The following is a 26,652-nucleotide window of genomic DNA, read 5'->3' on the forward strand; positions in this document are numbered from 1 at the left end:
AACGGTCACTGCGACTGATGCATCCGGTAATTGCTGCAATGCCATCGTCTGCCTAGGCTTGGGGGAACGCATTGGAGGTTACTCATGTTCGGGCCACTGGCTTCACTGAAGATCCTGGATTTTTCGACGCTGTTACCCGGGCCGTTCGCCTCGCTGTTGCTGGCGGACATGGGGGCGCACGTGTTGCGCATCGAGTCGCCGACTCGCATGGACCTGCTCCGGGTGTTGCCACCCCACGACCAGGGTGTGTCGGCGAGCCATGCTTATCTCAATCGCAACAAGCGCAGCCTGGCGCTGGACCTCAAGCAGCCTGAAGCCCTGGAAGTCATCAGGCAGTTGCTGCACGACCACGACATCCTGCTCGAGCAGTTTCGCCCTGGGGTCATGGAGCGCTTGGGCCTGGGTTATGAAGCCCTCAAGGCAATCAACCCCAGGCTGATTTATGTATCGATCACTGGTTACGGCCAGACCGGCCCCTACAAGGATCGCGCCGGCCACGACATCAATTACCTGGCGCTGGCGGGGCTGGCCAGCCATACCGGCCGGGCCGACAGTGGGCCATTGCCACTGGGCATGCAGGTGGCCGACATCGCGGGAGGCTCGCTGCATGGTGTGATCGGCCTGCTGGCTGCGGTGATTGCGCGCCAGCAGACGGGGCTGGGGCAATACCTCGATGTCAGCATGACCGATTGCGCGTTCACCCTGAATGCCATGTCTGGTGCGGGTTTCCTGGCCTGTGGTGAGGAGCCTGCGCGGGAAAACCAGGTACTCAATGGTGGCAGTTTCTACGATTACTACAGGTCTCGCGACGGGCGCTGGTTGTCGGTGGGGAGCCTGGAGCCTGCGTTCATGAAGCAGTTGTGTACGGCGTTGGGCCTGGAAGACATGGCTAAACTGGCGCTGTCACCACAACCGGAGCATCAGAAAAAGCTCAAGGACGCGTTGAGGATTGAATTCGAGAAACACGACTTTGCCGAATTGAGCGCGCTGTTTGCCGAGCTCGATGCATGCGTCGAGCCGGTATTGAGCCTGGGTGAGGCGGTGCGGCATCCGCAACTGCAAGCGCGCCAGGTGGTTACGCAGGTGCCCCGCGGAGATGGCACGACCCAGGCGCAGATCGCCTGTGCGCTGAAGTTCTCTGAAGGCTTGCCGGAGCCCAGACATATCGGTGCGCAGCTGGGGGCACATACGGATGAGGTGTTGCGGGAGTTGGGGTTCAGCGCCGAGCGGATCCTGGACTTACGGCGTGCCAAGGTGGTTCTGTAGCGGCCTTGAGCACGGCATCGCGAGCAAGCTTTGCTCCCACAGGCAAAGCCTTCACTCATCCATTGCCCTGTGAAAGCAAGTTTGCTTCCACAGGATAGCCTTCACTTAGCCATTGCCCTGTGGAAGCAAAGCTTGCTCGCGATGGGGCCGGCACTGTCACTGCAAAAAAAAGGTACTACTCGACCCGCATCTCCCCACTGAACACCAAGGTGTTGCGGCACCGGCGGCACAGATACCGGCGGCCCTGCCTCACCAGGCCGTGACGCTGGGCAGAAAACGGGAAGTCACTGTCGGCGCACGGGCATTTGTAGATATAGCGGGTGACACTGCGTCGTTTGACGTCATAGGTGTGGCAGCGGTTGGGCGGCAGTTCGTAAACCCCGCGCATGATCAGCTGCCACTCTTCGCCATGGGGCTGGATGCGGTCGCCGAACAGTTGATGGGCAATCAGGTGCGCCACTTCGTGAGCCACGGTCTGCTTGAGGAAATCGTCGGTATTTTCCCGATACAGCTGCGGGTTGAAGCGCAGCAGGTTCTCGTGCAAATGCGCGACACCGGCTTTCTGCCCGCGCAGCTTGAGGCTCACCACAGGGCGTTTGAATGAACGTTTAAAGAAGGATTCAGCGAGTTGGTAGCAATCTTCGACGCGGGTATTGAGTTGCTCGGGCATGCTTGATGGGTCTCCAGAGACGTCGAGTATGCCGCAACCCCGGGTGGTTGCGAATCGTCCGGGCGCCGAATGGTCGTGGCCGATCAAATCCCGGACATTAAGAGGCCGCCTTACGGCGGCCTGTATTGGCAGATATTTTTTATAAGAAGTCAGTTGGTATAGACGGGCCCCACGCCCAGTCCCCAGACAATCACCGTGAACGCCATGATGGCCACGAGCACCACCAACCCTACGGCCAGTACAGAACTCGAAAACAGGAAACCTTCGTCCGATGGAATGTTCATGAAGGTCGGCAGGCCGACATACAACAGGTACACGGTGTAGCAAATGGCTGCGGTGCCGACGACCATTCCCAGCCACATGTGCGGATACAGCGCCGCCAGGCCGCCAATGAACAGCGGCGTTGCGGTATAGGTCGCGAAGGCAACACAGCGGGCCAGGCTCGGGTTGGCATCATAGGTGCGAGCCATCCAGTGCACGAACGCGCCCATCACGGCCACGCCGCCAAGCATCGCCAGGTAAGACATGATGGTCATCCACAGCGCGCTTTCCTGGGTCAGCATCACGGGTGCCCGGTTGCCGATGACCCAACCCACCTGGGTGGTGCCAATAAACGCCGACACGGCCGGAATCGCCGCGAGAATCAGGGTGTGTGTGAGATACATGTGGCTGATGCTTTCCTCCTGGTCGCCACGGATCTCTTTCCATTCTTGGTCAGGGTGGGTGAAGAGCCCCACTACGTGATGGATCATGCCAGTCACTCCTCTTGTTTTTACCATCGCCCCCCGGTGGAGCGCCTACGGGCCAAGGTGGCCAAGTAAGGGATAGGTCTGGATAGTCATGCGACCTTATGTCGCAGTATAGGAAGGACTTAACCGTAGAGGTGATAGGGCTTAGAGCAAATTGCGCTGTAAATGCCCGACTTAATCGCGATGGGTTTGTGTGTTGGCCGGGGTATTACGCCGAGATCGGCTTTTTGCGTAAAATGCTCGCCTTTCGTCACACCTCACGGATTTCGCGTCATGGGCACTCTTACCGTCAACCAGAACAAACTGCAGAAGCGCCTTCGCCGCCAGGCGGGTGAAGCTGTCGCCGATTTCAACATGATCGAAGATGGCGATAAGGTGATGGTGTGCCTGTCCGGCGGCAAGGACAGTTACACCATGCTCGATGTGCTGCTGCATTTGCAGAAGGTGGCTCCGATCAGGTTCGACATCGTCGCCGTGAACATGGACCAGAAGCAGCCGGGTTTCCCCGAGCATGTCCTGCCGGCCTACTTGAAGGAGTTGGGCGTCGAGTATCACATCGTCGAGAAAGACACTTATTCGGTGGTCAAGGAACTGATCCCGGAAGGCAAGACCACTTGCTCGCTGTGCTCGCGCTTGCGCCGTGGCACGCTGTACACCTTTGCCGATGAAATTGGCGCGACCAAGATGGCCCTCGGTCATCACCGCGACGACATTGTCGAAACGTTTTTCCTGAACATGTTCTTCAATGGCTCGCTCAAGGCCATGCCGCCAAAATTGCGCGCCGATGATGGCCGCAACGTGGTGATTCGCCCGCTGGCGTATTGCAACGAAAAGGACATCCGGGCTTATTCGGACTTCAAGCAATTCCCGATCATTCCGTGCAACCTCTGTGGTTCTCAGGAGAACCTGCAGCGTCAGGTGGTCAAGGACATGCTGCTGGAGTGGGAGCGCAAGACCCCGGGACGCACCGAGAGCATTTTCCGCAGCTTGCAGAATGTGATCCCGTCACAGCTGGCCGATCGCACCTTGTTCGACTTCACCAGTCTCAAGATCGATGAAGCCGCCGCGTCGCGGTTCGTCAACGTTGTCAACCTCTGATCAAAACACCGGTTTTACTTTTTTAATCCTCAGGAGAGGGCATGCGCGATTACAAGTGGCTACACGAATACTGCCTGAACCGCTTCGGTTCGGCAGCTGAACTGGAAGCCCATCTGCCCGTTCCCAAGTCACCTGCGCAGTTGCGCAAGATCAGTGATGATCGTTACCTGTCCACCATGGCCTTGCGCGTTTTCCGCGCCGGGCTCAAGCACAGTCTGGTGGACGCCAAATGGCCGGCCTTCGAGGAAGTGTTCTTCAGGTTCGACCCGGAAAAAGTCGTGCTGATGAGTGCCGAACATCTGGAGCGCCTGATGCAGGATGCGCGGATCATCCGGCATTTGGGCAAACTCAAGAGCGTGCCGCGCAACGCGCAGTTCATCCTCGATGTCGCCCACGAGCAGGGCAGTTTCGGGGCGATGATTGCCGATTGGCCGGTGACCGATATCGTCGGGCTGTGGACCTTCCTGAAAAAGCGTGGCCATCAGTTGGGCGGGCTGTCGGCGCCGAGATTCCTGCGGATGGTCGGCAAGGACACGTTCGTGCCGAGCTATGACGTGGTGGCGGGATTGAATGCGCAAAAGATCGTCGACAAGGTCCCGACCAGCCAGCGCGACCTGGCCTTGGTGCAGGATGTGTTCAACCAGTGGCATGAGCAGAGTGGCGGGCGGGCGATGAGCCAGATTTCGATGATGCTGGCATATACCGTGAATCATTGAGAGCGAGTTGAACCCTTCGCGAGCAAGCCCGCTCCCGCCGGGGATTGGGGTTGTGCACAAATCCCCTGTGGGAACGGGCTTGCCCGCGAAGGCGATCTATCAGGCGACGGAGATGTCACCTTCACCCGCCAACTTGCGATTGAGCTGAAACCGCCACCGCACATACATCAGTGCCGAGCAGAACACCGCCACGCTCGCGCCCATCTCCAACAGGCCAAACAATTGCCGGTTCGGGTCATAGGCCGCCAGTGCGCCCTTGATGAAATACAGGTTCACCACAAAACACATCCACGAATGCCCGCGGGCGCTGCCCAGGATCATCCCTGGTGCCAGCAGCAACAGCGGCACCAGCTCGATCAGCAGGATTACCCACGGTCGCGCGCCATGCAGGTCGGCGATCAGCAGGTAATAAACGCACAGCAAGCCCACCAGCCCCAGATAGCACAGCAGGCTGATCACTCGCATGGCCCGAACCCGCGGTTCGAGCCATTCAATGGACGGCAATACCTTCGGCTTTTTCGCCACGTCAGTTCCCCAGCTTTTGCGCAGTCTTTGCCAGCCGCAGGCCCAACGCCCGGCACAGCGCCACTTCGTGTTCATTCAGGCCGCTTTTGCCATCTGCCCCGGCGTGGTGACTGGCACCATATGGCGTACCGCCTCCGCGGGTTTCCAGCAGGGCCGATTCGCTGTACGGCAGGCCGGTGATCAACATGCCGTGGTGCAGCAACGGCAGCATCATCGAGAGCAGCGTGGTTTCCTGGCCGCCATGAAGGCTCGCGGTGGAAGTGAATACACCGGCCGGCTTGCCGACCAAAGCGCCGGTCAGCCACAGGTTGCTGGTGCCGTCGAGAAAATACTTGAGTGGCGCGGCCATGTTGCCAAAGCGAGTCGGGCTGCCAAGCGCCAGGCCTGCGCAGTTTTTCAGGTCGTCGAGGCTCGCATACAGCGCACCTTCTGCCGGAATATCTGGCGATACGGCCTGGCATTCGGTGGAGATCGCCGGGACAGTTCGCAAGCGAGCCTCCATCCCGGACTGCTCAACGCCACGGGCGATCTGCCGGGCCATTTCATTGGTCGAGCCACTGCGGCTGTAATACAGCACCAGAATGTACGGCGCGCTCACGGCAGCAACTCCAGCACGTTCTCCGGTGGCCGGCCGATCACGGCTTTGTCGCCTACCTCAAGAATCGGCCGCTCCATCAGCTTCGGGTGCGCGGCGATGGCTGCGATCAATTGTGCTTCGCTGAGGCTGGCGTCGGCCAGGTTGAGGGTCTTGTATTCGTCCTCGCCGGAGCGCAGCAGTTGCCGGGCGCCGATGCCGAGTTTTTTCAGCAGGCTCTGGATTTGCGCGGCGTCCAGCGGCGTTTCCAGGTAGCGCACTACCTCAGGTGTCAGGCCGCGGGCCTGGAGCAGTTCGAGCGCACCGCGGGATTTCGAGCAGCGCGGGTTGTGATAAAGCGTCAGATCGGTCATGTGCGGGTCGCATCTTGCGTAAGGTGGCGGCTATTCTAACTGTGCGGCGCGTATTCCAGAACCTCGGGAGGCAATGGGTCGCGGCAGTATTCTTTTTTTGACAAGGATCACGACATGAACAGACGACTGGCAGCGACACTGGTGATCATCGGCACATTATTGCTGGGGGGGTGTGGCAACGATTACGGGGTCGACCAGAACGGCCGGAAAGTGGCTGCCGAGCGTCTGGACAAACAATGGCTGGTGCTCAACTACTGGGCCGAGTGGTGCGGGCCGTGCCGCACCGAGATTCCAGAACTCAATGCCCTGGCCGAGCAGCTCAAGGACAAAAACATCGGCGTGTTCGGGGTCAACTTCGATAACGTGCAGGGCGAAGAACTGAAAAGCGCCAGTGAGAAGCTGGGCATCGGCTTCACGGTGCTGGCACAGGATCCTGCAGAGCTGTTCGAGGTGCCGCGTAGCGAGGCGTTGCCGGTGACCTACATCATCGACGACAAGGGCAAGGTGCGTGAGCAATTGATGGGTGAGAAGACAGCGGCGGGGCTGCTGGCGAAGCTGGAGGCGTTGCAGGCCAGGAATTAAGGGGGCTCAGGAATAGATCGCAGCCTTCGGCAGCTCCTACGGTGTTCAGCGGTCTCCGAAGGCTACGATCTTTTCAGGATTTAACCCTCTTCAAGCCACCAGCGCATCGGCTTGCCTTCAGCCGGCCAGAAGCGCACCTGGTCGATCGGTGACACATCCCAGCGCTGCACGTGCTCCAGGGCCTGGAGGAAACGTTTCTCCTGCTCCATCAACGCCGGCGCGCAGAGTTTGCGTGTGCTGCCGACCTTGCCGAAGCTCAGTTTGTCGCCTTCCAGGGTGTAGGGCGCGAACCAGTGGTTGCAGCCGCCATTGCCATAGGCACGACCGTCTTCACCCAGGGTGATGGTCAGGTGACTGTAGTCCATCAAAGGACGTTCGCCGATCCACTCCAGAATGTAGCTGCGGTTCTGTTGCAGTTGCACCGGTTGAGCGGCGCAGCCCAGCAGGCTGGCGCCAACCAATGCGGTCAGGGCAAGGCGTTTCATCACGCAGGCTCCTGGCATTTCGGGCACAGGTGCGTCTGACCGACAGTGCTCCAGCCCAACTCGGCGATCCGCGCAGTGGCAGCTGGCTTTTCAGCCTTGTTGCCCAGCTTGGCGTCGACTGCAAACTCGAAACTCAGCTCTTTGGCACAACTGTCGCAGTTGACTTTCCAGGTGTGGATCGCCAGTTCGCCGAACACCGGGCCACTGGCCACCGCCACCCATTGCCCGGGTGGGTTGATCAGGTGGCGAACCGTTTCCACGGTCAGGCGCATGGCCAGGTCCTTGCTGCCTTTGAGCGTCACGACCAGCACGTCATTGTTGCGAATCGAGCCACCGTTGCCGGTGACCTGATAACGCCCTGGGACCAGGGCGCGGCATTCGGTGAGGGTGTGCTGCGGGTTCATCAGGGTATAGCGGAAATCGTGTTCGACCATGGGTCCTCCAAATATGCGCGGCATGCTAGCACGGACATCCGCTGATCATGGTGTGGGCCTTCGACCTTCGATCCGGTTCAACCGGCATCCACCTGATTTTGCGGGGTTCCGGCCGCCCACGCGGCAATATTCTGCAATGTAGTGGCGGCAATCGCGCCCAATGCTTCGCGCGTCAGGAAGGCCTGGTGCGCGGTAATGATCACGTTCGGAAAGGTCAGCAGCCGCGCCAGCACGTCATCCTGCAACGGCAGGTCGGAGCGGTCCTCGAAAAACAGTTGCGCCTCCTCTTCATAGACATCCAGGCCCAGGTAACCCAGTTGCCCATCCTTGAGTGCGTCAATCAGTGCCGGCGTATCCACCAGGCCACCGCGCCCGGTGTTGATCAGCATGGCGCCGGGTTGCATGTGCGCCAGTGATTCACGGTTGATCAGGTGCTTGCTCTGGTCGTTGAGCGGGCAGTGCAGGCTGATGATCTGCGACTCGGCGAGCAATTGCGGCAGGCTCAGGTAGCGAGCGCCGAGGGCTTCGACCTGCGGGTTGGGGTAGGGGTCATACGCCAGCAACTGGCAGCCAAACCCGTGCATGATTTTCGCCAAAGTCGCACCGATCTGCCCGGTGCCGACAATGCCGACGGTTTTGCCCACCAGATCGAAGCCGGTCAGGCCGTGCAGGCTGAAATCCCCTTCGCGGGTGCGGTTGTAGGCGCGGTGCAGGCGCCGATTGAGCGCCAGGATCAGCGCTACCGCGTGTTCGGCCACGGCATGCGGCGAGTAGGCGGGCACGCGCACGACGGGCAGGTCCAGACGCTTGGCCGCGGCCAGGTCGACGTGGTTGTAGCCGGCCGAGCGCAGCGCGATCAGGCGCGTGCCTCCCGCAGCGAGGCGTTCGAGCACGGGCGCGCTGAGGTCATCATTGATGAAGGCGCAAACCACCTCGTGGTCTTCAGCCAGGGCCACTGTATCGATGCTCAGGCGCGCGGGTTGAAACTGCAGTTCGAGGTCGGCGGGGAGCTCGGCGGCAAGAAAACTGTCGCGGTCGTAGGTTTGGCTGCTGAATAAAAGGGTGCGCATCGGATCCTCCGGTTGATCAGCGTTCGGTCAGGCGTTGATGCGGGCCTGTGCCGCCAGGCGATTGATCGCCCGGTCGAGCTCCTCGAGGGCACTGTAGGCGCGCGGGTCTTGCTGCTTGAGCAGGGTTTCGCTGCGTTGGCAGGCGGCGCGCAATTGCGGCACGCCACAGTAGCGGGTCGCACCATGCAGCCGGTGGACCCGCTCGATCAGCGCGTTGTGGTCGTCGATGTCCCGGGCAAACCGAATGGCTTCGCGGTCGGCTTCCAGGGACGCGAGCAACATGGCCAGCATATCCGCCGCCAGGTCTGCCTTGCCGGCAGCCAGGCGCAAGCCTTCCTCGTGATCGAGCACCTGCAGTTCCGGGGCGCCGCTGTGTCGATCGCCCGCGCGTTCGGGCCCCTGATTGCGCAGGGCCAGGCCACTCCACTTCAACACCACCTGCGCCAGTTGCCGCTCACTGATCGGCTTGGTCAGGTAGTCATCCATGCCGCTTTGCAGCAGGGCGCGTTTTTCGTTGGCCATGGCATGGGCGGTCAGCGCGACGATCGGCAGCGGCGTGCAGTGGCGCTCACTCTCCCATTGGCGAATCGCTTCTGTGCTCTGGCGCCCATCCATCCCGGGCATTTGCACATCCATGAGCACCAAATCGAAGGTCTCGCTCTGTACCGCCTTGATTGCAGCAAAGCCACTTTCCACCGCCAGCACCTTGGCGCCCATGTCTTCGAGCAGGGTTTGCACCAGCAACAGGTTGGCCGGGTTGTCGTCGACACACAGCACTTTGGGCGCCCGACTGGACAACGGCTCGTCCGGCTCGCTGCGGATGTGGCGCGGGTTGACCAGGTCGGACAGCGCCCGTCGCAGTTTGCGGGTGCAGGCCGGTTTGGCCTGGAGCTGACTGTGGGGGTTGGGCACGGACAGGTGGAACAGCGTCTGTTCGGTGGTCGGGCACAGCACCAGCACTTTGCAGCCCAGGTGTTCGAGGTCCCAGATGTGCTGGTTGAGGCGTTCGGGTGGCATGTCTTTGCTGGTAATGCCCAACACAGCGAGGTCGATCGCCTGCTCGGTCTGGTGCACACCGGTCACGCCATTGGCCAGGCTTTCCAGCGTGTTGAAAGGCGTCACCGCAAGACCGCAGTCTTCCAGTTGATGCTGCAGGGCCTGGCGCGCCAGCTCATGGTTCTCCAGCACCGCAACGCGGCGCCCCAGCAGCGGCGGGCCGGGCAGGTCCTCGGCGTCGTCGCGGGTCTTGGGCAGGCTCAGGCTGATCCAGAATTCCGAGCCTTCGCCCGGGGTGCTGTCGACGCCGATCTCGCCGCCCATCTGCTCGATCAGGCGCTTGGAGATCACCAGGCCCAGGCCGGTGCCGCCGGGTTGCCGCGACAGTGAGTTGTCGGCCTGGCTGAAGGCCTGGAACAAGGCGCGTACGTCCTGGCTCGACAGGCCGATGCCGGTGTCCTGAATACTGATGCGCAGTTGCACGCTGTCTTCATGCTCATCTTCGAGCATGGCACGGGCGACGATGGTGCCTTCGCGGGTGAACTTGATTGCATTGCTCACCAGGTTGGTGAGGATCTGCTTGAGTCGCAGCGGATCGCCTACCAGCGACAACGGCGTGTCGCGATAAACCAGGCTGACCAGCTCCAGCTGTTTGGCGTGGGCGGCGGGGGCGAGGATGGTCAGGGTGTCCTGCAACAGGTCGCGCAGGTTGAACGGAATATGGTCGAGCACCAGCTTGCCGGCTTCGATCTTGGAGAAGTCGAGAATCTCGTTGATGATGCCCAGCAGACTGTCGGCGGACTTTTCGATGGTGCCCAGGTAGTCGAGTTGCCGCGGGGTCAATTCGCTTTTTTGCAGCAAGTGCGTGAAACCCAGGATGCCGTTGAGCGGGGTGCGGATTTCATGGCTCATGTTGGCCAGGAACTCGGACTTGATCCGGCTCGCTTCCAGGGCTTCCTTGCGCGCCAGGTCCAGCTCGATGTTCTGGATTTCGATGGTTTCCAGGTTCTGGCGCACGTCTTCGGTGGCCTGGTCGACGCTGTGCTGGAGTTCTTCCTGGGCGTTTTGCAGGGTCCCGGCCATACGGTTGATGCCCGCCGCCAGTTCGTCCAGCTCCTGACTGCCGAGGGGTGGCAGGCGGGTCTCCAGGTGGCCGTCCTTGAGTTGCGCCACGGCCTGCTTGATCTGGCCGATCGGGCGGTTGATGGTACGGCCCATGCGCAAGGCCAGCAGCGCCGCACCGCCCAGGCCCGCGACAATCAGCAGCAGGCTGGCAAACAGGCTGCGATAACCACGCAGCAGCATGCCATTGTGGGACAGTTCGAGTTCAACCCAGCCGAGCAGGCGATTAGCCTCGTCGGGGATCAGGTCGCCGGCCAGGTTGCGGTGCTTGCCGAAGACCGGCAGCAGGTAGCGCGTCGCGTCATTGCCGCTGCGGCGCAGCAGTTGCGAGCCGTCGCCCAGGGGGGCCTGATTGAGCATGGTCGGGCCGGCGTGAGCCAGCGGCGTGCGGTCGGCGGCGAGGAAGGTGACCGCGCGCACGTCCTGCTGCTCCAGCGACTGGGTGGCGATGCGTTCGAGCAGCTCGTTGTTGTGGTGACCCATGGCGGGGGCGACCAGTGGCGCCAGTTGCTCGGCGATCATTTCGCCGCGCTGCATCAACTGGGTTTGCAGGTCGGACTGCTGCATCCAGATGAAGTAGCCGCCCAGAACCAGTGCCATCAGGCTGGTCGGCAACAGCGTCAGCAGCAATACACGGCCTTTTATTCCCAGTTTCTTGAGCACGCATCTCTCCTGCATCCAGCGATTTAATGACCTGCGCTTACGTCCGGTACGCGCCACCTGCGCAGTGTAGCGATTTGCTCGCGGCCGATCCCCGTAAAAATTGTGCCGGTCATTCGTCGGCCCACTTAGCCTATTGAGGTCCGGGGCGAAGCTTGTGTTGCCCCTGGCGAGGCAATCTTGAATAATCTGTCAACTGAGAATTATTTGCAGATACTCATGACTCCCATCTCTAGCGATCATCCGCGCATACTTTCCATCGAAGACGACCTCGTTCTCGGTGCCTATGTGCACGAGCATCTTGAGCGCAGCGGCTTCCAGGTGACCTGGTGCCAAAACGGCCAGGAGGGGCTGGACCTGGCGCGTGAGCAACGCTTCGACGTAGTGCTGATGGATATTCTGCTGCCAGGCCTGGACGGGCTCAAGGCGCTGACCCAGTTGCGCGAGAGCCATTCGACTCCGGTGCTGCTGATGTCGGCGCTCGGGGCGGAAGCCGATCGCATCAGTGGCTTTCGGCTGGGGGCTGATGATTACCTGCCCAAACCGTTCAGCATGGCGGAGTTGCGGGTGCGTATCGAAGCGATATTGCGGCGGGTGGCGCTGGACCGTCGACCGGCGCCGGTCGCCCCTGCGCCTGCGGCCGACTGCCTGCGGTTCGACGACGGCTGCTTTGACGTCGTCTATCGGGATCGGGCCGCAGGCCTGACTCGCAGCGAGTACCGCCTGCTGGAAACCTTGAACCGCAACGGCGATGAAGTATTGAGCAAGGCCTTCCTTTATCAGCAAGTCCTGCAGCGCGGCTATGCCGCCCACGATCGCAGCCTGGATATGCACATCAGCCAGATTCGCCGCAAACTCAAGGCCATCGACTATTTGGAACGCGAAGTACGCACGGTCTGGGGCAAAGGCTATGTCTTGAGTGCTGCTGATGAAGTGGTCTGACCTGCCGGGGCGGCATTCGCTATTCTGGAAACTGGCGTTTTTGCTGGTGGCGTTCTGCTTGCTGATGATCTGGCTGAGCTGGTCCTGGGGCCGCTACATGGAACAGCGCAATCAGTTTCTTTCTGATGAAGCCCGGGGCACCTTGACGCGCTACGCCGCCGAGGCCGAGCGCGCCTGGGAGCAGGGCCAGCAGACCGGCGTCGATAGCTGGTTGCAGGGCATTCGCCAGCGTGAAGCGGGGTGGGTCGGCGTCATCAGTGGGGATCTGCAGTCGTTAAGCAGCCAGGAGCTGACGGACAAAGAGATCCAGCACCTGACCTTTCTGCGCGGCCTCGACTGGCCCATCCACAAGAAAGGCCTGCCGTGGCTGCGAGTACCCTTTCCTGGCGACTCGTCCGCGGGCAGCCTGGTGATCGAGTTGCCGCAACGTTTTGTACCTGGCCAGTATCGGCTGTTTTGGCGGGTCATCACCAATGGCGTGATTCCCGGGCTGTTCACTTTGCTGCTGTGCGTCGGGCTGTATCGCCTGCTGGTGGTACCGCTGAACAACCTGCGTGAACAGGCCAATGCCTGGCGTGCCGACCAGTTGGGCGTGCGCCTGTCGAGCCGCACCACTGATCGACAGGATGAATTGGGAGAGCTGGGCCGCGCCTTCGATCACATGTCCGAGCGGTTGCAGGGCACAGTGACCCTGCAGCAGCAACTGCTGCGCGATCTGTCCCACGAATTACGTACGCCCCTGAGCCGCCTGCGGGTGGCCAGCGACAGCGAGCAGGACCTGGCGCAACTGCGCGAGCGTATCGGTCGGGAAGTCGATGGCATGCAGCGGCTGGTCGAGGACACCCTGCAGCTGGCGTGGCTCGACACAGAGCGCGCGCCGTTGCCCGATGAAGCGATCCAGATTCAGGCACTGTGGGAGATGCTCACGGAAAATGCCTGCTACGAGAGTTGCTGGTCGAGCGGGCAATTGGTGTGCACCGTGGATGCCTCCTGTTGGGTGCGTGGCAACCTCAACACCCTGGCCCAGGCGGTGGGAAATATCCTGCGCAACGCCATCCGCCATTCGCCCCAAGGAGCAGTGGTGACCCTGGGAGGCCGGCGCGACGGCAACTTCTGGCACCTGTGGCTGGAGGATCAGGGCGGCGGCGTGGCTGAAACCGATCTTGAGCGAATCTTCTCACCCTTCACCCGGCTCGACGGTTCGCGCCCGGGCAACGGCGGATTCGGCCTGGGCCTGAGCATCGCGCGCAATGCCGTGCAGCGCCAGGGCGGAAGTATCTGGGCGCAGAATACCGGGACTGGTTTGCGGCTGAATATGCGACTGGTGGCGGATGAAGGCGCTGTCAGCGCAGCTGTCTTCGCGGGCGAGCCCGCTCCTTGCGCTACTCCCACAGTGCACCCGCGTCGGTCACAAGTCATCTGAACGACGCAAATCGCCGTGTGAGCGGCGGTGCAAAGATTCGACTTGCTCTTAAGAGGCCGTTACTGGCCCCACTGGAATGCCGGAATGCTCCTGTTTTTTTGTAAGATATTTCCCAAAGGATGTCGCTGGCATTTTCCAGCTTCCTTGACGGTTTAAGCTCTCGCCTATAACTGTCCCCATGGAGCCTGGTATGAATGAAAGTACCGTCCCCGGCAACGCCTCCGACGACCGTTTCGATGAAGTGTTGGAGCTGATTAATTCTGCTCGACAACAGTCGATGCGAGCGGTGAACACCTGTCTGATCGAGTTGTATTGGCAGGTCGGTGCGTATATCAGTCGAAAGCAGGAGCAAGCTGAATGGGGCGATGCGGTGATCAGCCAGTTGGCCGAGCATTTGGCTTGGACACAGCCTGGATTGCGTGGATTTACCCGGCCAAATCTGTTCCGCATGCGCCAGTTCTATGAGACATATCGCGATGACGTAATTGTCTCACCGCTGGTGAGACAATTACCCTGGACCCACAACATTGTCATCCTGAGTCAGAGCAAACATCCGGAAGAACGCGAATTTTACCTGCGGATGACCGTCCAGGAAAAATGGTCGAAGCGTGAGCTGGAGCGACAGTTCAAAGCTGCCTTGTTTGAACGAAGCATCACTGAGCCGGCGAAGGTGTCGGCCGCGCTGAGAAAAACTCATCCCTCAGCGTTGGAAATCTTCCGTGACGCATACATGGTTGAGTTTCTCGGCCTGTCGGGCGCCCATGCCGAGACCGATTTGCATCACGGGCTACTGGCTCGCCTTAAGGAATTCCTGATCGAACTCGGCCGCGATTTCTGCTTCGTCGGCTCTGAGTATCCGCTCCAAGTCGGCGGGAGAGATTTCTCGCTTGATCTGTTGTTTTTCCACCGCAGCCTCAACTGTCTTGTGGCGATCGAGCTCAAAGTCGGTCGTTTCGAGCCGGAATATCTTGGTAAGCTGGACTTTTATCTGGAGGCACTGGATCGCCATGAGCGTAAATCCCACGAGAACCCTGCGATAGGTGTCTTGCTTTGTGCCAGCAAGGATGACGAAGTAGTTGAGTACGCGCTTAATCGAAGCCTCTCTCCGGCGCTGATCGCGGAGTACCAGGTCCAGCTGCCCGACAAACAGTTGTTGCAAGCCAAGCTGCATGAGTTTTACGTCTTGAACACGACGCAGTCGTCAGGATGTTGAATTAGCTGCTTATTCCCACAAGCCATAAGCACTGCACTTTGCGTGATATGGCCTTTGCGGGTTTGCCGGTATGATGGGCGCCCCCGCAGTCTGGATTGCGAATACGCCATGACATTGCAGTACCCAACCATCGCCGATTGCGTCGGCAACACCCCGCTGGTTCGTTTGCAGCGCCTGCCTGGCGCCACCAGCAATACTCTTCTGCTCAAGCTGGAAGGGAACAACCCGGCGGGTTCGGTCAAGGACCGTCCTGCGCTGTCGATGATCACCCGTGCAGAATTGCGCGGGCAGATTCAGCCTGGCGACACGATGATCGAGGCAACTTCGGGTAATACCGGGATCGCGCTGGCGATGGCGGCCGCGATCAAGGGTTACCAGATGATCCTGATCATGCCGGACAACTCCAGTGCCGAACGCAAGGCCGCCATGACCGCCTACGGTGCCGAACTTATTCTGGTAACCCAGGAAGAAGGCATGGAAGGCGCACGTGACCTGGCCCAGCGCATGGAAGCCGAAGGTCGGGGCAAAGTGCTGGACCAGTTCGCCAACGGCGACAATCCTGAAGCGCACTACACCACGACCGGCCCGGAAATCTGGCGCCAGACCCAAGGCACCATTACCCATTTCGTCAGCTCCATGGGCACCACCGGCACCATCATGGGCGTTTCGCGCTATCTCAAAGAGCAGAGCGACAGCGTGCAGATCGTCGGCCTGCAACCGATGGAAGGCTCGGCCATCCCAGGTATCCGCCGCTGGCCGCAGGAATACCTGCCAAAAATCTACCAGGCTGATCGCGTGGACCGCATCGTCGACATGGCGCAAGCCGAAGCCGAGGACGTGACCCGTCGCCTGGCTCGTGAAGAAGGCATTTTCTGCGGCGTGTCCTCGGGCGGTGCGGTGGCAGCGATGCTGCGCCTGTCCAAAGAAGTTGAAAACGCGGTGATCGTTGCGATCATCTGCGACCGTGGCGACCGTTACCTGTCGACCGGCATTTTCGACGCGGCCAACTGATGGCCAAGCACGAGAGAGGCCTGCGCTTCCAGCCGACAGGCGGCAGCAAGGCACCCCAGATCCCGACTGGCAAGAAGCAGCGTCTGACGATCGAGCGCCTGGCCAATGACGGCCGCGGGATCGCATTTTTTGAAGGTCGCACCTGGTTTGTCCTGGGGGCCTTGGCGGGTGAAGAAGTTGAAGCGCGAGTGCTCGGTACTCACGGCAAGGTGGTGGAGGCGCGTACCGAGCGGGTGTTCCAGGCCAGTGAGCTGCGCCGCCCTGCACCTTGCCCACACTTCGGTCGCTGTGGTGGCTGCAGCGTGCAGCACCTGCCCCATGACGAACAGCTTGCACTGAAACAACGCATGCTGGCCGAGCAATTATCCAAGGTCGCCGGTGTCGAACCTCAGGAGTGGGCAGCGCCGTTGAGCGGTCCGGAATTCGGTTACCGGCGTCGCGCCCGAGTGGCGGTGCGTTGGGACATGAAAGCCAGGAAACTCGAAGTCGGTTTCCGTGCTGCTGGCAGTCAGGACATCGTTGCAATCAGCGAATGTCCGGTGCTGGTACAGCCCTTGCAGCCGATCATGACGCGATTGCCGGAAATGTTGCGGCGCTTGAGCAAACCTCAGGCGCTGGGGCATGTTGAACTGTTCAGTGGCTCCTCGCTGGCGGTGCTGCTGCGGCACATGGCGCCGTTGTCCGAGGCGGACCTGACCATTCTCAAGGAGTTCTGCGCTTTCCATGGCGCGCAACTGTGGCTGCAGGGTGAAGGCGAGCCGCAACCGGTGAATGCCGATCAGTCCCTGGGCTATCGCCTGGAGCGCTGGGATCTGGAACTGGCCTACCGACCCGGCGACTTCGTTCAGGTCAATGCCGGCGTCAACGAGGCCATGGTCGCCCAAGCACTGGATTGGCTGAAGCCGCAGCCGGATGAGCGGGTACTTGACCTGTTCTGTGGCCTGGGCAACTTTGCCCTGCCATTGGCCAAGGTGGTGCGCGAAGTGGTGGCGGTGGAGGGTGTGCAGACCATGGTCGAGCGTGCAGCCGCCAACGCAGCTTGCAACAATCTGCATAACACTCATTTTTTTCAGGCCGATTTATCCCAGCCTTTGACTGATGCCGAGTGGGCAGTCGAAGGCTTTTGTGCGGTACTCTTGGACCCACCGCGTGACGGTGCCTATGAGGTTGTGCGCAAGCTCAAGGCGCTGGGCGCCGAGCGCCTGGTATATGTGTCGTGCAACCCGGCAACGCTGGCGCGTGACACGGTCGAATTGATCAAGCAGGGCTACCGGTTAAAACGTGCCGGGATTCTCGATATGTTTCCTCAGACGGCACATGTCGAGGCCATGGCGTTATTTGAAGCGAGCCAGGACGGCTCGTCTGGTCCGACTGACCCGCCCGTACAGCGCTCGAATTAGCCCCACGAGCGTACCCGGCAATAAAGGTCAGCGATTTGACGCATTGAATCTGCGTCGTAGGGAAGGTAAGCAAGATGGTACAGGTGAGAGCACACCAGCCGATCAACACCGACGGCAGTATCAATCTCGAGGCTTGGCTCGATCATGCGGTCAGTGTCGATCTGGCACTGGATCGCGAAGCCTTGAAGCAAGCGTGCGAGTTCGCCCGCGCGTCCGAGCAACAGGCCAATGCGGCGAAGAACCTGTGGTCCGAAGGCACTTCGAGTTTTCGCACCGGGCTTGAAATCGCCGAAATTCTCGCCGACCTCAAGCTTGATCAGGACTCGTTGGTGGCTGCGGTGCTGTACCGCGGCGTGCGCGAAGGCCAGATCGAGCTGCCGGCAGTCAGCCAGCGGTTTGGGCCGGTCGTCGCCAAACTCATCGACGGTGTGCTGCGCATGGCGGCGATCAGCGCCAGCCTAAGCCCCCGGCAATCCCTGGTGCTGGGTACCCAGGGCCAGGTGGAAAACCTGCGCAAGATGCTGGTGGCGATGGTCGACGACGTCCGTGTGGCACTGATCAAGCTGGCCGAACGCACCTGCGCGATCCGCGCGGTGAAAACCGCTGACGACGAGAAACGCAACCGGGTGGCCCGCGAGGTGTTCGACATCTACGCGCCGCTGGCTCACCGCCTGGGCATCGGCCATATCAAGTGGGAGCTGGAGGACCTGTCCTTCCGTTACCTGGAGCCGGATCAGTACAAGCAGATTGCCAAGTTGCTGCACGAGCGCCGGCTGGATCGCGAGCGGTTCATCGCCGACGTGATGAACCAGCTGAAGGTCGAGCTGCAGGCAACCGGTGTCGATGCCGACATCAGTGGCCGGGCCAAACACATCTATTCGATCTGGCGCAAGATGCAGCGCAAAGGCCTGGAGTTCAGCCAGATCTACGACGTGCGCGCGGTTCGAGTGCTGGTGCCGGAAATGCGCGATTGCTACACCGCGCTGGGCATCGTCCACACCCTGTGGCGGCACATCCCGAAAGAATTCGACGACTACATCGCCAACCCGAAAGAGAACGGCTACCGCTCGCTGCACACGGCGGTGATCGGCCCCGAGGGCAAGGTGCTGGAAGTACAGATCCGCACCCACGCCATGCACGAAGAAGCCGAGCTGGGCGTGTGTGCGCACTGGAAGTACAAGGGCACCGACGTCAAGTCCGGTTCCAATCACTACGAAGAGAAAATCTCCTGGCTGCGTCAGGTGCTCGAGTGGCATGAGGAGCTAGGCGATATCGGTGGTCTGGCCGAGCAACTGCGGGTCGACATCGAGCCGGACCGGGTCTACATCTTCACCCCGGACGGTCACGCCATCGACTTGCCCAAAGGCGCGACGCCGCTGGACTTCGCCTACCGCGTGCACACCGAAATCGGCCACAACTGCCGTGGCGCGAAGATCAACGGGCGCATCGTACCGCTCAACTACAGCCTGCAGACCGGCGAACAGGTCGAGATCATTACCAGCAAGCACGGCACGCCGAGCCGCGACTGGCTGAACCCGAACCTGGGTTACGTGACCACTTCGCGGGCGCGGGCGAAAATCGTTCACTGGTTCAAATTGCAGGCGCGCGACCAGAACGTCGCGGCCGGTAAAACCCTGCTCGAACGCGAACTCAATCGCCTCGGTCTGCCAGCGGTGGATTTTGACAAGCTGGCCGACAAGGCCAACATGAAAACCGCCGAGGACATGTACGCTGCCCTGGGTGCCGGCGATTTGCGCCTGGCGCAACTGGTGAACCTGGCGCAGCAACTGGTCGAGCCGGAACGCGGCAACGAGCAGCTGGAACTGATCCCGCGCAAAGCCACCGGCTACAAACCGGGCAAGCGCGGCGACATCCAGATCCAGGGCGTCGGCAACCTGATGACGCAAATGGCCGGTTGCTGCCAGCCGTTGCCGGGGGATGCCATCGTCGGTTACATCACTCAGGGGCGTGGCGTGAGCATTCACCGCCAGGACTGTGCCTCGGTGCTGCAACTGGGCGGGCGCGAGCCGGAGCGCATCATCCAGGTCAGCTGGGGCCCGGTGCCGGTGCTCACCTATCCGGTGGACATTATCATCCGCGCCTACGACCGTTCCGGTCTGCTGCGTGACGTGTCCCAGGTGTTGCTGAACGAGCGGATCAACGTGCTGGCGGTCAATACCCGCTCGAACAAAGAGGACAACACCGCACTGATGTCCCTGACCATCGAGATTCCGGGGCTGGATGCATTGGGTCGGTTGCTGGGGCGGATTTCCCAGTTGCCGAACATCATCGAAACCCGGCGTAACCGTACCCCCTAAGTTGGGGGCTTGACTCTTTACTGTAGGAGCGAGCTTGCTCGCGATGGACGTCAACGATAACGCGTGCTGTCTGGATGAACACGTCGCTCTCGGGTTCATCGCGAGCAAGCTCGCTCCTACAAAGAGCGGATAGAGATTGATTGATGTATTCACTTGAAGATCTGCTGCACCTGATGAACCGCCTGCGCGACCCGCAGTTCGGTTGCCCTTGGGACATCAAGCAAACCTACGCCAGCATCGTCCCGCACACCCTCGAAGAAGCCTACGAAGTGGCCGACGCCATTGAGCGGGGGGATTTCGATCACTTGCAGGGTGAACTGGGGGATTTGCTGTTCCAGGTGGTTTACTACAGCCAGCTGGCGCGGGAAGAAGGGCGCTTCGAATTCGCCGGCGTCATCGATAGCATCACCCGCAAGCTGATTCGCCGTCATCCCCACGTGTTCCCTACTGGCGATCTGTACGCGCCGCTGGATGTTCCGCGCTTGAGCGAGGAACAGGTCAAGCAGCGCTGGGAAGAGATCAAGGCCCAAGAGCGCGCCGAGCAGTGCACGACGCCCCAGCAGCTGTCACTGCTCGATGACGTGCCTGCCGCGTTGCCCGCACTGTCCCGTTCGGCAAAATTGCAGAAGCGCGCAGCGCAGGTCGGTTTCGACTGGCCGGACGCCTTGCCGGTATTGGACAAGGTTCGTGAAGAACTCGATGAAGTGCTCCAGGCCATGGCCGATAACGACCCTGCGGCGGTGGCCGATGAGGTTGGCGACCTGCTGTTTTCCGTGGTTAATCTGGCGCGCCACCTCAAGGTCGATCCGGAAACCGCACTGCGCGGCGCCAACGGCAAATTCGAACGACGCTTCCGATTCATCGAACAGGCATTGCGCGACACCCACCGTCCCATGGAAGATTGCACCCTCGAAGAGTTGGACGCCTTGTGGGGCGAAGCCAAACGCCAGGAAAAGAATATGCCCAACTGCGGTTGAGCAGTTGCCTAAGTGAGTACTAAGCACCATGAGCATTTCCCTTCGCGACCAGTTGCTCAAAGCAGGGCTGGTCAACCAGAAGCAGGCCAAACAGGTCGGCAAAGAAAAGCAGAAGCAGCAGCGTCTGGTCCATAAAGGTCAGGCCGAGCAGGATGATACCCAGCAGCGCCTGGCCCAGGAGGCGCAGGCCGAAAAGGTCAAGCGTGACCAGGAGCTCAATCGTCAGCAGCAAGAGAAAGTAGAGGCCAAGGCCCGTGCCGCACAGGTTAAGCAACTGATCGAAGCCTCGCGCCTGCCGAAGTTGACGACCGAGGACTACTACAACTTCGTCGACGACAAGAAGGTCAAGCGGATCTGCGTCAATACGCTGATGCGCAACAAGCTCAGCAGCGGTTCGCTGGCGATCGTGCACCACGGCGGCGGCTATGAAGTCATACCGCGTGAGGCAGCCCTGAAGATCCAGGAGCGGGATCCGCAACGTATCGTCTACATGAATGTGCAGACCGAAGAAGTCGCTGCCGAAGACGATCCATACGCGGCCTATCAGATCCCTGACGACTTGATGTGGTAAGCCGTTAGAGCGCCCAACGACGACATACCCCGCTCATGGCGGGGTTTGTCGTTTTCAATGCTGTAGTGACTCAGGCGCAGCGCCTAGGCGGAACGAAGTTCGCGTTGCTGCTCCAGTGTTTCCAGTTCGGCTTTGTAGTTGTGCGCGTCGGTCTCTGAGTGGAACATGCCGACCAGCAGGTCTTGCTGATGCACATCCCAGATCCGGATGCCGGCGGCTACACCTTCATGGGACATGTGTGAATCGTCGCGTTCAGTTACTTTCACAGTCATCTGCTTGCTCCAATTTCAGTTACCTGCACCAAGGCATGTGCAGGTCTCTGTTATAAGTTTTGATAGCAGGCTAAGTAAACAGGCCATTTGGGTAACAGTTTTTCATGAAAATCGAGAAAGCCCTGCAGCCCTTTAAATCCGCGACATTCGGTCGCAGGGCGTTTGGTTTCATGACAAAAGCTTCATGTTCAAAGAGGATTTTGACCCACGATAGCCCGTAGGAGCTGGCGAAGCCTGCGATCTTTTGATCCTGATTTTTCACATCAGAAGATCGCAGGTTTCGCCAGCGCCTGCAGGAAATGGCGGCGCCCAAACCAAAAAAAACGCCCCGAACCAGTCGGGGCGTTTTTTGTGTAGCGCAGCAGCGGCAGGGCGTATTACTTGCCCGACCAGCGCTTCAGTACCAGAGTGGCATTGGTGCCACCGAAACCGAAGCTGTTGCTCATCACGGTATTGATGGTGGCGTCTTCGCGAGTCTTGGTCAGGATCGGCATGTCTGCCACTTCCGGGTCCAGTTCGTCGATGTTGGCCGAGCCCGCCATGAAGTTACCTTCCATCATCAGCATGCAGTAGATCGCTTCGTGAACGCCGGCGGCGCCCAGGGAGTGACCCGACAGGCTCTTGGTGGAGCTGATGGCCGGGGCCTTGTCGCCGAACACTTCACGTACACCTTTCATCTCCATGACGTCGCCGACTGGAGTCGACGTGCCGTGGGTGTTCAGGTAGTCGATCGGGGCGTCAACGGTGGACATGGCCATCTGCATGCAGCGGATGGCGCCTTCGCCGCTCGGAGCGACCATGTCGTAGCCGTCGGAGGTCGCGCCGTAGCCGACGATTTCCGCGTAGATCTTCGCGCCGCGCGCCAGGGCGTGCTCGAGCTCTTCGACCACGACCATGCCGCCACCGCCGGCAATGACAAAACCGTCACGCTTGGCGTCGTAGGCACGGGAAGCTTTTTCCGGGGTTTCGTTGTACTGGCTGGACAGTGCGCCCATGGCGTCGAACAGGAACGACTGGCTCCAGTGCTCCTCTTCACCGCCGCCGGCGAACACGATGTCCTGCTTGCCCATCTGGATCTGTTCCATGGCGGTACCGATGCAATGAGCACTGGTAGCACAGGCAGAAGCGATGGAGTAGTTCAGGCCCTTGATCTTGAACGGGGTGGCCAGGCAAGCGGAAACGGTGCTGCTCATGGTCCGCGTGACACGGTACGGGCCTACGCGCTTCACGCCTTTCTCGCGCAGAATGTCCAGCGCTTCCATCTGGTTCAGCGTGGAGGCGCCACCGGAACCGGCGATCAGGCCGGTACGCGGGTTTGAGACCTGCTCATCGGTCAGACCGGAGTCGGCGATGGCGTCTTTCATGGCCAGGTAGGCGTAAGCCGCCGCGTGGCCAACGAAGCGATAGATCTTGCGATCGATCAGTTCTTCGAGAGGAAGGTCAATGGAGCCGGAAACCTGGCTACGCAGACCCATTTCGGCATATTCCGGGTTGAACCGGATGCCCGGGCGACTTGCACGCAGGTTAGCGGAGACGGTCTCTTTGTCATTGCCCAGGCACGAAACGATGCCCAGACCAGTGATAACGACGCGGCGCATGCGGATAACCCTTAGAAGTTGTCAGTGGATGTAAATACGCCGACCCGAAGGCCTTCGGCGGTGTAGATCTCGCGGCCGTCGACGCTGACCGAACCATCGGCGATGGCCAGGTTCAGCTTGCCTTTGAGCACACGCTTGATCTGAATGTTATACGTAACTTTCTTCGCGGTCGGCAGGACCTGACCAAAGAACTTCACTTCGCCCGAACCCAGTGCGCGACCGCGACCTGGCAGGCCTTGCCAGCCAAGGAAGAAGCCGACCAGTTGCCACATGGCGTCGAGGCCCAGGCAGCCTGGCATCACCGGATCACCTTCGAAGTGACAGGCGAAGAACCACAGGTCCGGAGTGATATCCAGCTCGGCGACCAATTCACCTTTGCCGTACTTGCCACCCTCTTCGCTGATATGGGTGATTCGATCAACCATCAGCATGTTGGGGGCGGGCAGTTGCGCGTTACCTGGGCCGAACAGCTCACCGCGACTGCAGCGCAGCAGGTCTTCCCGAGTAAAGGCGTTTTGTTTGGTCATGCGAGCTCCTCAATAATCCGATGCGGCAGGTGGGGCGAATCTTCCCGGCCGATCGAAGCGTTTAATGCCTCGAGTCAGCAGCCTACTCATAGACTATTGCGTTGTGGTGAAAGTCACAGCACCAAGGACATGAAAGTACACTTGTGCACTGAAATTATTTTTCAAGCCCCTTTTCGGGCCTGTTCGGGTGCCTAAGACTGCCGCACTTTCGCCTTTCACGCCAGTCGCAGATGGTCAAAAGGCCTGTACTACTGCACCCAACGTTGCAGAATTTGCTGTAGGTCATTGCGTTTGAAGGGCTTGGCCAGGTAATCGTTCATTCCCGCCGTTAAACACGCTTCGCGATCGCCCTGCAGGGCGTTGGCGGTCAGGGCGATGATCGGCACGTTGTCGCAGCCGGGCAGTTTGCGGATTTCCCGGGTGGCCTCGTAGCCGTCCATGACCGGCAGGCGGCAGTCCATCAGGATGGCCTCGAACATCAGGCTTTCGGCGCTGCGTACCGCCTGTGCACCATCAACGGCGACGCTGACAGTAAAGCCCAGACTGCGCAACATTGCTTCGATGACGGTCTGGTTGACCGGATTGTCCTCCACCAGCAGCACGTTGCGTCCCATGCCACCCCCCAGGTCCGCCGGCAGGCGCTGCGTGATGACAGGCAGCTTCTGCTTATACAGCGCCAGGGGAATTTCCAGGGTGAACACCGAGCCCAGGCCTTCTTCGCTCCTGGCGCGCAAGGTGCCGCCCATGCGTTCGGCCAGGGTTCGGGCAATCGGCAGGCCCAGCCCGGTGCCGCCGTAGCGCCGGGAAATGGAGCTGTCGGCCTGCTGGAATGCGTTGAACATCAACTCCAGGCTTTCGGCCGAAATACCGATGCCGCTGTCGCGCACGGTGCAGGTCAACCACAACAGCTCATGATCGAGCGATTGCCATTGCGCTTCGATGCTGACGCGACCGTGCTCGGTAAATTTCAGCGCATTGCCGACCAGATTCACCAGAATCTGCCGGATGCGCGTCGGGTCGCCTTGAACCTGCAGCGGCCTCATGTCTTCGGGGATCAGCAGCGCCAACTCCAGCCCACGCTGCGCCGCGCTGTGCTGGAACGTCTGGGCGCAACTGCTGATCAGGTCCGCGAGGTTGAACGGGATGTGCTCAAGCTCCAGCGCGGAACGCTCGATTCGCGAAAAGTCGAGGATGTCGTTGATCACCTTGAGCAGGTGTTCGGTGGACTCCGAAGCAAGTGCTGCATACTCGACCTGTTCGTCGGTCATCTCGGTGGTTTCGAGCAACTGCAGCATGCCCAGCACGCCATTCATCGGGGTGCGCAGTTCGTGGCTCATCATCGCCAGGAAGTCGGATTTGGCGTTGTTGGCCTTCTCCGCTTCTTCGCGTGTCTGGATCAGCTGCTCCATCGCCTGGTGCTGTTCGCGGCTGGCTTGTTCGAGGCCGCTGGCGAGGTTGTTGATGTGCTGAGACAGTGCGCCCAGCTCGGTATCATCGACAATCGGCAGGGGCGTCTTGTAGTCACCTTCCTGGATGGCCTTGACCGCGTTGCCGATGTCGCGAATCGGTTGCGACAGGCTGCCCGCCAGGCGCCTGGCGATCAGGAACGTAAACAGTAGCGCAAACAATGCCAGGATCGCGGCCTTGAGCAGGATTTCCTGCTGGCGCTGATTGAATGCGTCGTTCGACAGGCCGACGATTACCCGCCCAAGGTAGTCCTCGGTGGGGGCGATGCTGGCAACTCGGCTGTTCTGGAAGAAATCGTTGTTGAGCGCGATCCGTTGCAGGCGCACGGGGGCCTGGAACACTTCGACCTGCTGTGAACGGTTATGGGTTTCGGAAGGTTGCTCGACATACACCAGGATGCGGTTGGCGCTGTCCTGGACTTCAAGGAAACGCACATTGGGCGTGGCCAGGGTGGCCTTGAGCAGGCCTTCGAGCACCTCGTTGTTACCGGAAATGACGCCATACTCAGCGGCGGGCGCCAGTTGGTTGGCAATCAGCTGACCGGTGTGATTGAGCTCCTGGCGCAAGTCCTGGATGCGCACGAAGGTAAAAAAGCTGATCAACAGCAGCGTCAGCAACAGGGCAGGGCCGAGGCTGATCAGTTGCGTGCGGGTGTTGATGTCCCAACGACGATGGAAGGTCACGGGCGGCTTACTCCTTCGGCCAACTGTGTTGCGACAGATGCTTCATTGATCTGTTCAATACCTAATGAACGAGCAACCTGCGGGTTGCTCAGGACTTTGAACCGATCGGGATAGTGCGTGCGTGGCCAGGTGGCTGGCGAGCGGTCGAGCAACCGGTCGAGCACGGCCAGCCAGTCGTTCTGGTCGCTGTAGGTGCTGGCGAGGCTGCCCGCCTTGACGAAGGCGGCGTTGGGGCCGACCAGCGCCATTTGCCGTGAATAGCTGCTAAGCAGCAGGTTTTTGACGGTTTTGGGGTTGTACAGGTCCGGATCGTCCAGGCCCAGCAACACGTCGCTGTTTTTCAACAGGCTTTGCAGGGGGCGGCTGTCGTTGATGTCGTCCCAGTGCTCGGCGACGATCTCCATGCGCAGGGGGGCCGCAGCCTGGCGCAGTTCCTTGATCAGGAACTCACTGTGCTGGTCGTAGAGCACGCCGATCCGTTTTGCCTGGGGCAACAGAATGCGGATCAGGCGCAATTGGCGTTCAAGTGGCGGATCGCTCCACAGCAGGCTCAGGTGCTGGGGGAGGGCGGAGCCCAGGCGCTGTCGTGCCTGCAGACGACTGATGCGCAACACCAGTGTGGGCGGGCCTTGGGCATCCTGCAGGCGCCAGTCGAGACTTGGCGGGTCGAGCAGTATCAGTCGGGTGTCGCGTGGCAGTTTTCCCGGCGCAGGCAGATTGGCCAGTGCTTCAAAACGGACCCGGTCGCCCGGCCGCCGCTCGCTCAGTGCCGCGGCGAAGGAGCGCATGCCGGGACTGTCGTCGGCGCCGGTGAGCAGAATGTCGGCGGCATTTGCCGTCAGCAGGTTCAGCAGGCCGCCAATGGCCAGGCACAAACCGGCCAACAGGCGGCCGATGGTCGGCGTCTTCCCTGACAAACGACCTGGCAT

Annotated in this window: 26 protein-coding genes; 12 read left to right on the top strand and 14 right to left on the bottom strand. The window is 60.5% G+C overall.

Annotated elements, in window-relative coordinates; genetic code table 11:
• Positions 1-84: 84 nt before the first annotated feature.
• A complete protein-coding gene (locus IMW75_RS19065; protein ID WP_045061789.1) occupies positions 85-1,266 on the top strand; it encodes a CaiB/BaiF CoA transferase family protein in 1,182 nt (393 codons plus the stop codon).
• 175 nt (positions 1,267-1,441) lie between these two features.
• On the opposite strand, the gene IMW75_RS19070 is transcribed toward IMW75_RS19065, so the two are convergent.
• Positions 1,442-1,936 carry a SprT family zinc-dependent metalloprotease gene (locus IMW75_RS19070; protein WP_045061788.1) on the bottom strand — a complete coding sequence of 165 codons (495 nt, stop codon included), beginning with the start codon at positions 1,934-1,936 and terminating at the stop codon, positions 1,442-1,444.
• Between the two features lie 149 nt (positions 1,937-2,085).
• Positions 2,086-2,688 (bottom strand): Yip1 family protein, encoded by a 603-nt coding sequence (locus tag IMW75_RS19075; RefSeq protein ID WP_045061787.1) that lies wholly within the window; start codon positions 2,686-2,688, stop codon positions 2,086-2,088.
• 270 nt (positions 2,689-2,958) lie between these two features.
• On the opposite strand from IMW75_RS19075, the gene ttcA reads away from it, so the two are divergent.
• Positions 2,959-3,783: a tRNA 2-thiocytidine(32) synthetase TtcA gene (gene ttcA, locus IMW75_RS19080; protein ID WP_205893456.1), complete on the top strand. Its 825-nt coding sequence runs from the start codon at positions 2,959-2,961 to the stop codon at positions 3,781-3,783.
• A 41-nt stretch (positions 3,784-3,824) separates the two neighbouring features.
• A complete protein-coding gene (locus IMW75_RS19085; protein ID WP_205893457.1) occupies positions 3,825-4,499 on the top strand; it encodes a DNA-3-methyladenine glycosylase I in 675 nt (224 codons plus the stop codon).
• Positions 4,500-4,598: 99 nt separating this feature from the next.
• Here the strand turns inward: IMW75_RS19085 and IMW75_RS19090 are convergent, their stop codons facing one another.
• From IMW75_RS19090 to arsC, 3 genes are read right to left on the bottom strand one after another with little or no spacing between them, the layout of a single operon-like run.
• Positions 4,599-5,024 (bottom strand): DUF2069 domain-containing protein, encoded by a 426-nt coding sequence (locus IMW75_RS19090; RefSeq protein ID WP_045061784.1) that lies wholly within the window; start codon positions 5,022-5,024, stop codon positions 4,599-4,601.
• Position 5,025: 1 nt separating this feature from the next.
• Positions 5,026-5,622 (bottom strand): NAD(P)H:quinone oxidoreductase, encoded by a 597-nt coding sequence (wrbA, locus tag IMW75_RS19095; protein WP_205893458.1) that lies wholly within the window; start codon positions 5,620-5,622, stop codon positions 5,026-5,028.
• The gene (arsC, locus tag IMW75_RS19100) at positions 5,619-5,972 is read right to left on the bottom strand and encodes an arsenate reductase (glutaredoxin) (protein WP_045061782.1); all 354 of its coding nucleotides are present in this window, start codon (positions 5,970-5,972) and stop codon (positions 5,619-5,621) included. The genes wrbA and arsC overlap by 4 nt, the downstream gene beginning before the upstream one ends.
• A 114-nt stretch (positions 5,973-6,086) precedes the next feature.
• On the opposite strand from arsC, the gene IMW75_RS19105 reads away from it, so the two are divergent.
• Positions 6,087-6,554 (top strand): TlpA disulfide reductase family protein, encoded by a 468-nt coding sequence (locus IMW75_RS19105; protein WP_205893459.1) that lies wholly within the window; start codon positions 6,087-6,089, stop codon positions 6,552-6,554.
• Positions 6,555-6,634: 80 nt separating this feature from the next.
• On the opposite strand, the gene IMW75_RS19110 is transcribed toward IMW75_RS19105, so the two are convergent.
• The 4 genes from IMW75_RS19110 to IMW75_RS19125 form a co-directional block, all read right to left on the bottom strand.
• Complete coding sequence (locus tag IMW75_RS19110) at positions 6,635-7,039, bottom strand: META domain-containing protein (protein WP_045061780.1); 405 nt, start codon at positions 7,037-7,039, stop codon at positions 6,635-6,637.
• On the bottom strand, positions 7,039-7,473 hold the full coding sequence (locus IMW75_RS19115; RefSeq protein ID WP_205893460.1) for a hypothetical protein: 435 nt from the start codon (positions 7,471-7,473) through the stop codon (positions 7,039-7,041). The genes IMW75_RS19110 and IMW75_RS19115 overlap by 1 nt, the downstream gene beginning before the upstream one ends.
• Positions 7,474-7,550: 77 nt before the next feature.
• The gene (locus IMW75_RS19120) at positions 7,551-8,543 is read right to left on the bottom strand and encodes a 2-hydroxyacid dehydrogenase (protein WP_045061778.1); all 993 of its coding nucleotides are present in this window, start codon (positions 8,541-8,543) and stop codon (positions 7,551-7,553) included.
• Positions 8,544-8,570: 27 nt separating this feature from the next.
• The gene (locus IMW75_RS19125; protein WP_205893461.1) at positions 8,571-11,324 is read right to left on the bottom strand and encodes a response regulator; all 2,754 of its coding nucleotides are present in this window, start codon (positions 11,322-11,324) and stop codon (positions 8,571-8,573) included.
• A gap of 216 nt (positions 11,325-11,540) precedes the next feature.
• On the opposite strand from IMW75_RS19125, the gene IMW75_RS19130 reads away from it, so the two are divergent.
• The 8 genes from IMW75_RS19130 (at position 11,541) to IMW75_RS19165 (ending at position 21,176) form a co-directional block, all read left to right on the top strand.
• Positions 11,541-12,263, top strand: a complete 723-nt coding sequence (locus tag IMW75_RS19130; protein WP_205893462.1) for a response regulator transcription factor — start codon at positions 11,541-11,543, stop codon at positions 12,261-12,263.
• The gene (locus tag IMW75_RS19135) at positions 12,250-13,686 is read left to right on the top strand and encodes a sensor histidine kinase (RefSeq protein WP_205893463.1); all 1,437 of its coding nucleotides are present in this window, start codon (positions 12,250-12,252) and stop codon (positions 13,684-13,686) included. The genes IMW75_RS19130 and IMW75_RS19135 overlap by 14 nt, the downstream gene beginning before the upstream one ends.
• A 190-nt stretch (positions 13,687-13,876) precedes the next feature.
• Positions 13,877-14,899 carry a PDDEXK nuclease domain-containing protein gene (locus tag IMW75_RS19140; protein ID WP_045061774.1) on the top strand — a complete coding sequence of 341 codons (1,023 nt, stop codon included), beginning with the start codon at positions 13,877-13,879 and terminating at the stop codon, positions 14,897-14,899.
• A gap of 108 nt (positions 14,900-15,007) precedes the next feature.
• Positions 15,008-15,910, top strand: a complete 903-nt coding sequence (cysM, locus tag IMW75_RS19145; RefSeq protein WP_205893464.1) for a cysteine synthase CysM — start codon at positions 15,008-15,010, stop codon at positions 15,908-15,910.
• Complete coding sequence (gene rlmD / locus IMW75_RS19150; RefSeq protein ID WP_045061772.1) at positions 15,910-17,310, top strand: 23S rRNA (uracil(1939)-C(5))-methyltransferase RlmD; 1,401 nt, start codon at positions 15,910-15,912, stop codon at positions 17,308-17,310. The genes cysM and rlmD overlap by 1 nt, the downstream gene beginning before the upstream one ends.
• Positions 17,311-17,384: 74 nt before the next feature.
• Positions 17,385-19,628, top strand: coding sequence for a GTP diphosphokinase (gene relA / locus IMW75_RS19155; RefSeq protein ID WP_045061771.1), 2,244 nt, complete (start codon positions 17,385-17,387; stop codon positions 19,626-19,628).
• A gap of 143 nt (positions 19,629-19,771) precedes the next feature.
• Positions 19,772-20,605: a nucleoside triphosphate pyrophosphohydrolase gene (mazG, locus tag IMW75_RS19160; RefSeq protein WP_045061770.1), complete on the top strand. Its 834-nt coding sequence runs from the start codon at positions 19,772-19,774 to the stop codon at positions 20,603-20,605.
• 28 nt (positions 20,606-20,633) lie between these two features.
• A complete protein-coding gene (locus IMW75_RS19165) occupies positions 20,634-21,176 on the top strand; it encodes a DUF2058 domain-containing protein (RefSeq protein ID WP_045061769.1) in 543 nt (180 codons plus the stop codon).
• Between the two features lie 83 nt (positions 21,177-21,259).
• Here IMW75_RS19165 and IMW75_RS19170 read toward each other — a convergent pair whose 3' ends face one another.
• From IMW75_RS19170 to IMW75_RS19190, 5 genes are all read right to left on the bottom strand, one after another.
• Positions 21,260-21,448, bottom strand: coding sequence for a hypothetical protein (locus IMW75_RS19170; protein WP_045061768.1), 189 nt, complete (start codon positions 21,446-21,448; stop codon positions 21,260-21,262).
• 377 nt (positions 21,449-21,825) lie between these two features.
• Complete coding sequence (gene fabB, locus IMW75_RS19175; RefSeq protein WP_045061767.1) at positions 21,826-23,046, bottom strand: beta-ketoacyl-ACP synthase I; 1,221 nt, start codon at positions 23,044-23,046, stop codon at positions 21,826-21,828.
• Positions 23,047-23,057: 11 nt separating this feature from the next.
• Positions 23,058-23,573 carry a 3-hydroxyacyl-[acyl-carrier-protein] dehydratase FabA gene (gene fabA / locus IMW75_RS19180; protein ID WP_010211704.1) on the bottom strand — a complete coding sequence of 172 codons (516 nt, stop codon included), beginning with the start codon at positions 23,571-23,573 and terminating at the stop codon, positions 23,058-23,060.
• A 248-nt stretch (positions 23,574-23,821) separates the two neighbouring features.
• Positions 23,822-25,723 (bottom strand): ATP-binding protein, encoded by a 1,902-nt coding sequence (locus IMW75_RS19185; RefSeq protein WP_205893465.1) that lies wholly within the window; start codon positions 25,721-25,723, stop codon positions 23,822-23,824.
• Positions 25,720-26,652 (bottom strand): ABC transporter substrate-binding protein, encoded by a 933-nt coding sequence (locus IMW75_RS19190; protein ID WP_045061765.1) that lies wholly within the window; start codon positions 26,650-26,652, stop codon positions 25,720-25,722. Before IMW75_RS19190 ends, IMW75_RS19185 begins: the two co-directional genes overlap by 4 nt.

This window comes from Pseudomonas gregormendelii (genome assembly GCF_017114825.1).
GTDB lineage: Bacteria > Pseudomonadota > Gammaproteobacteria > Pseudomonadales > Pseudomonadaceae > Aquipseudomonas > Aquipseudomonas gregormendelii.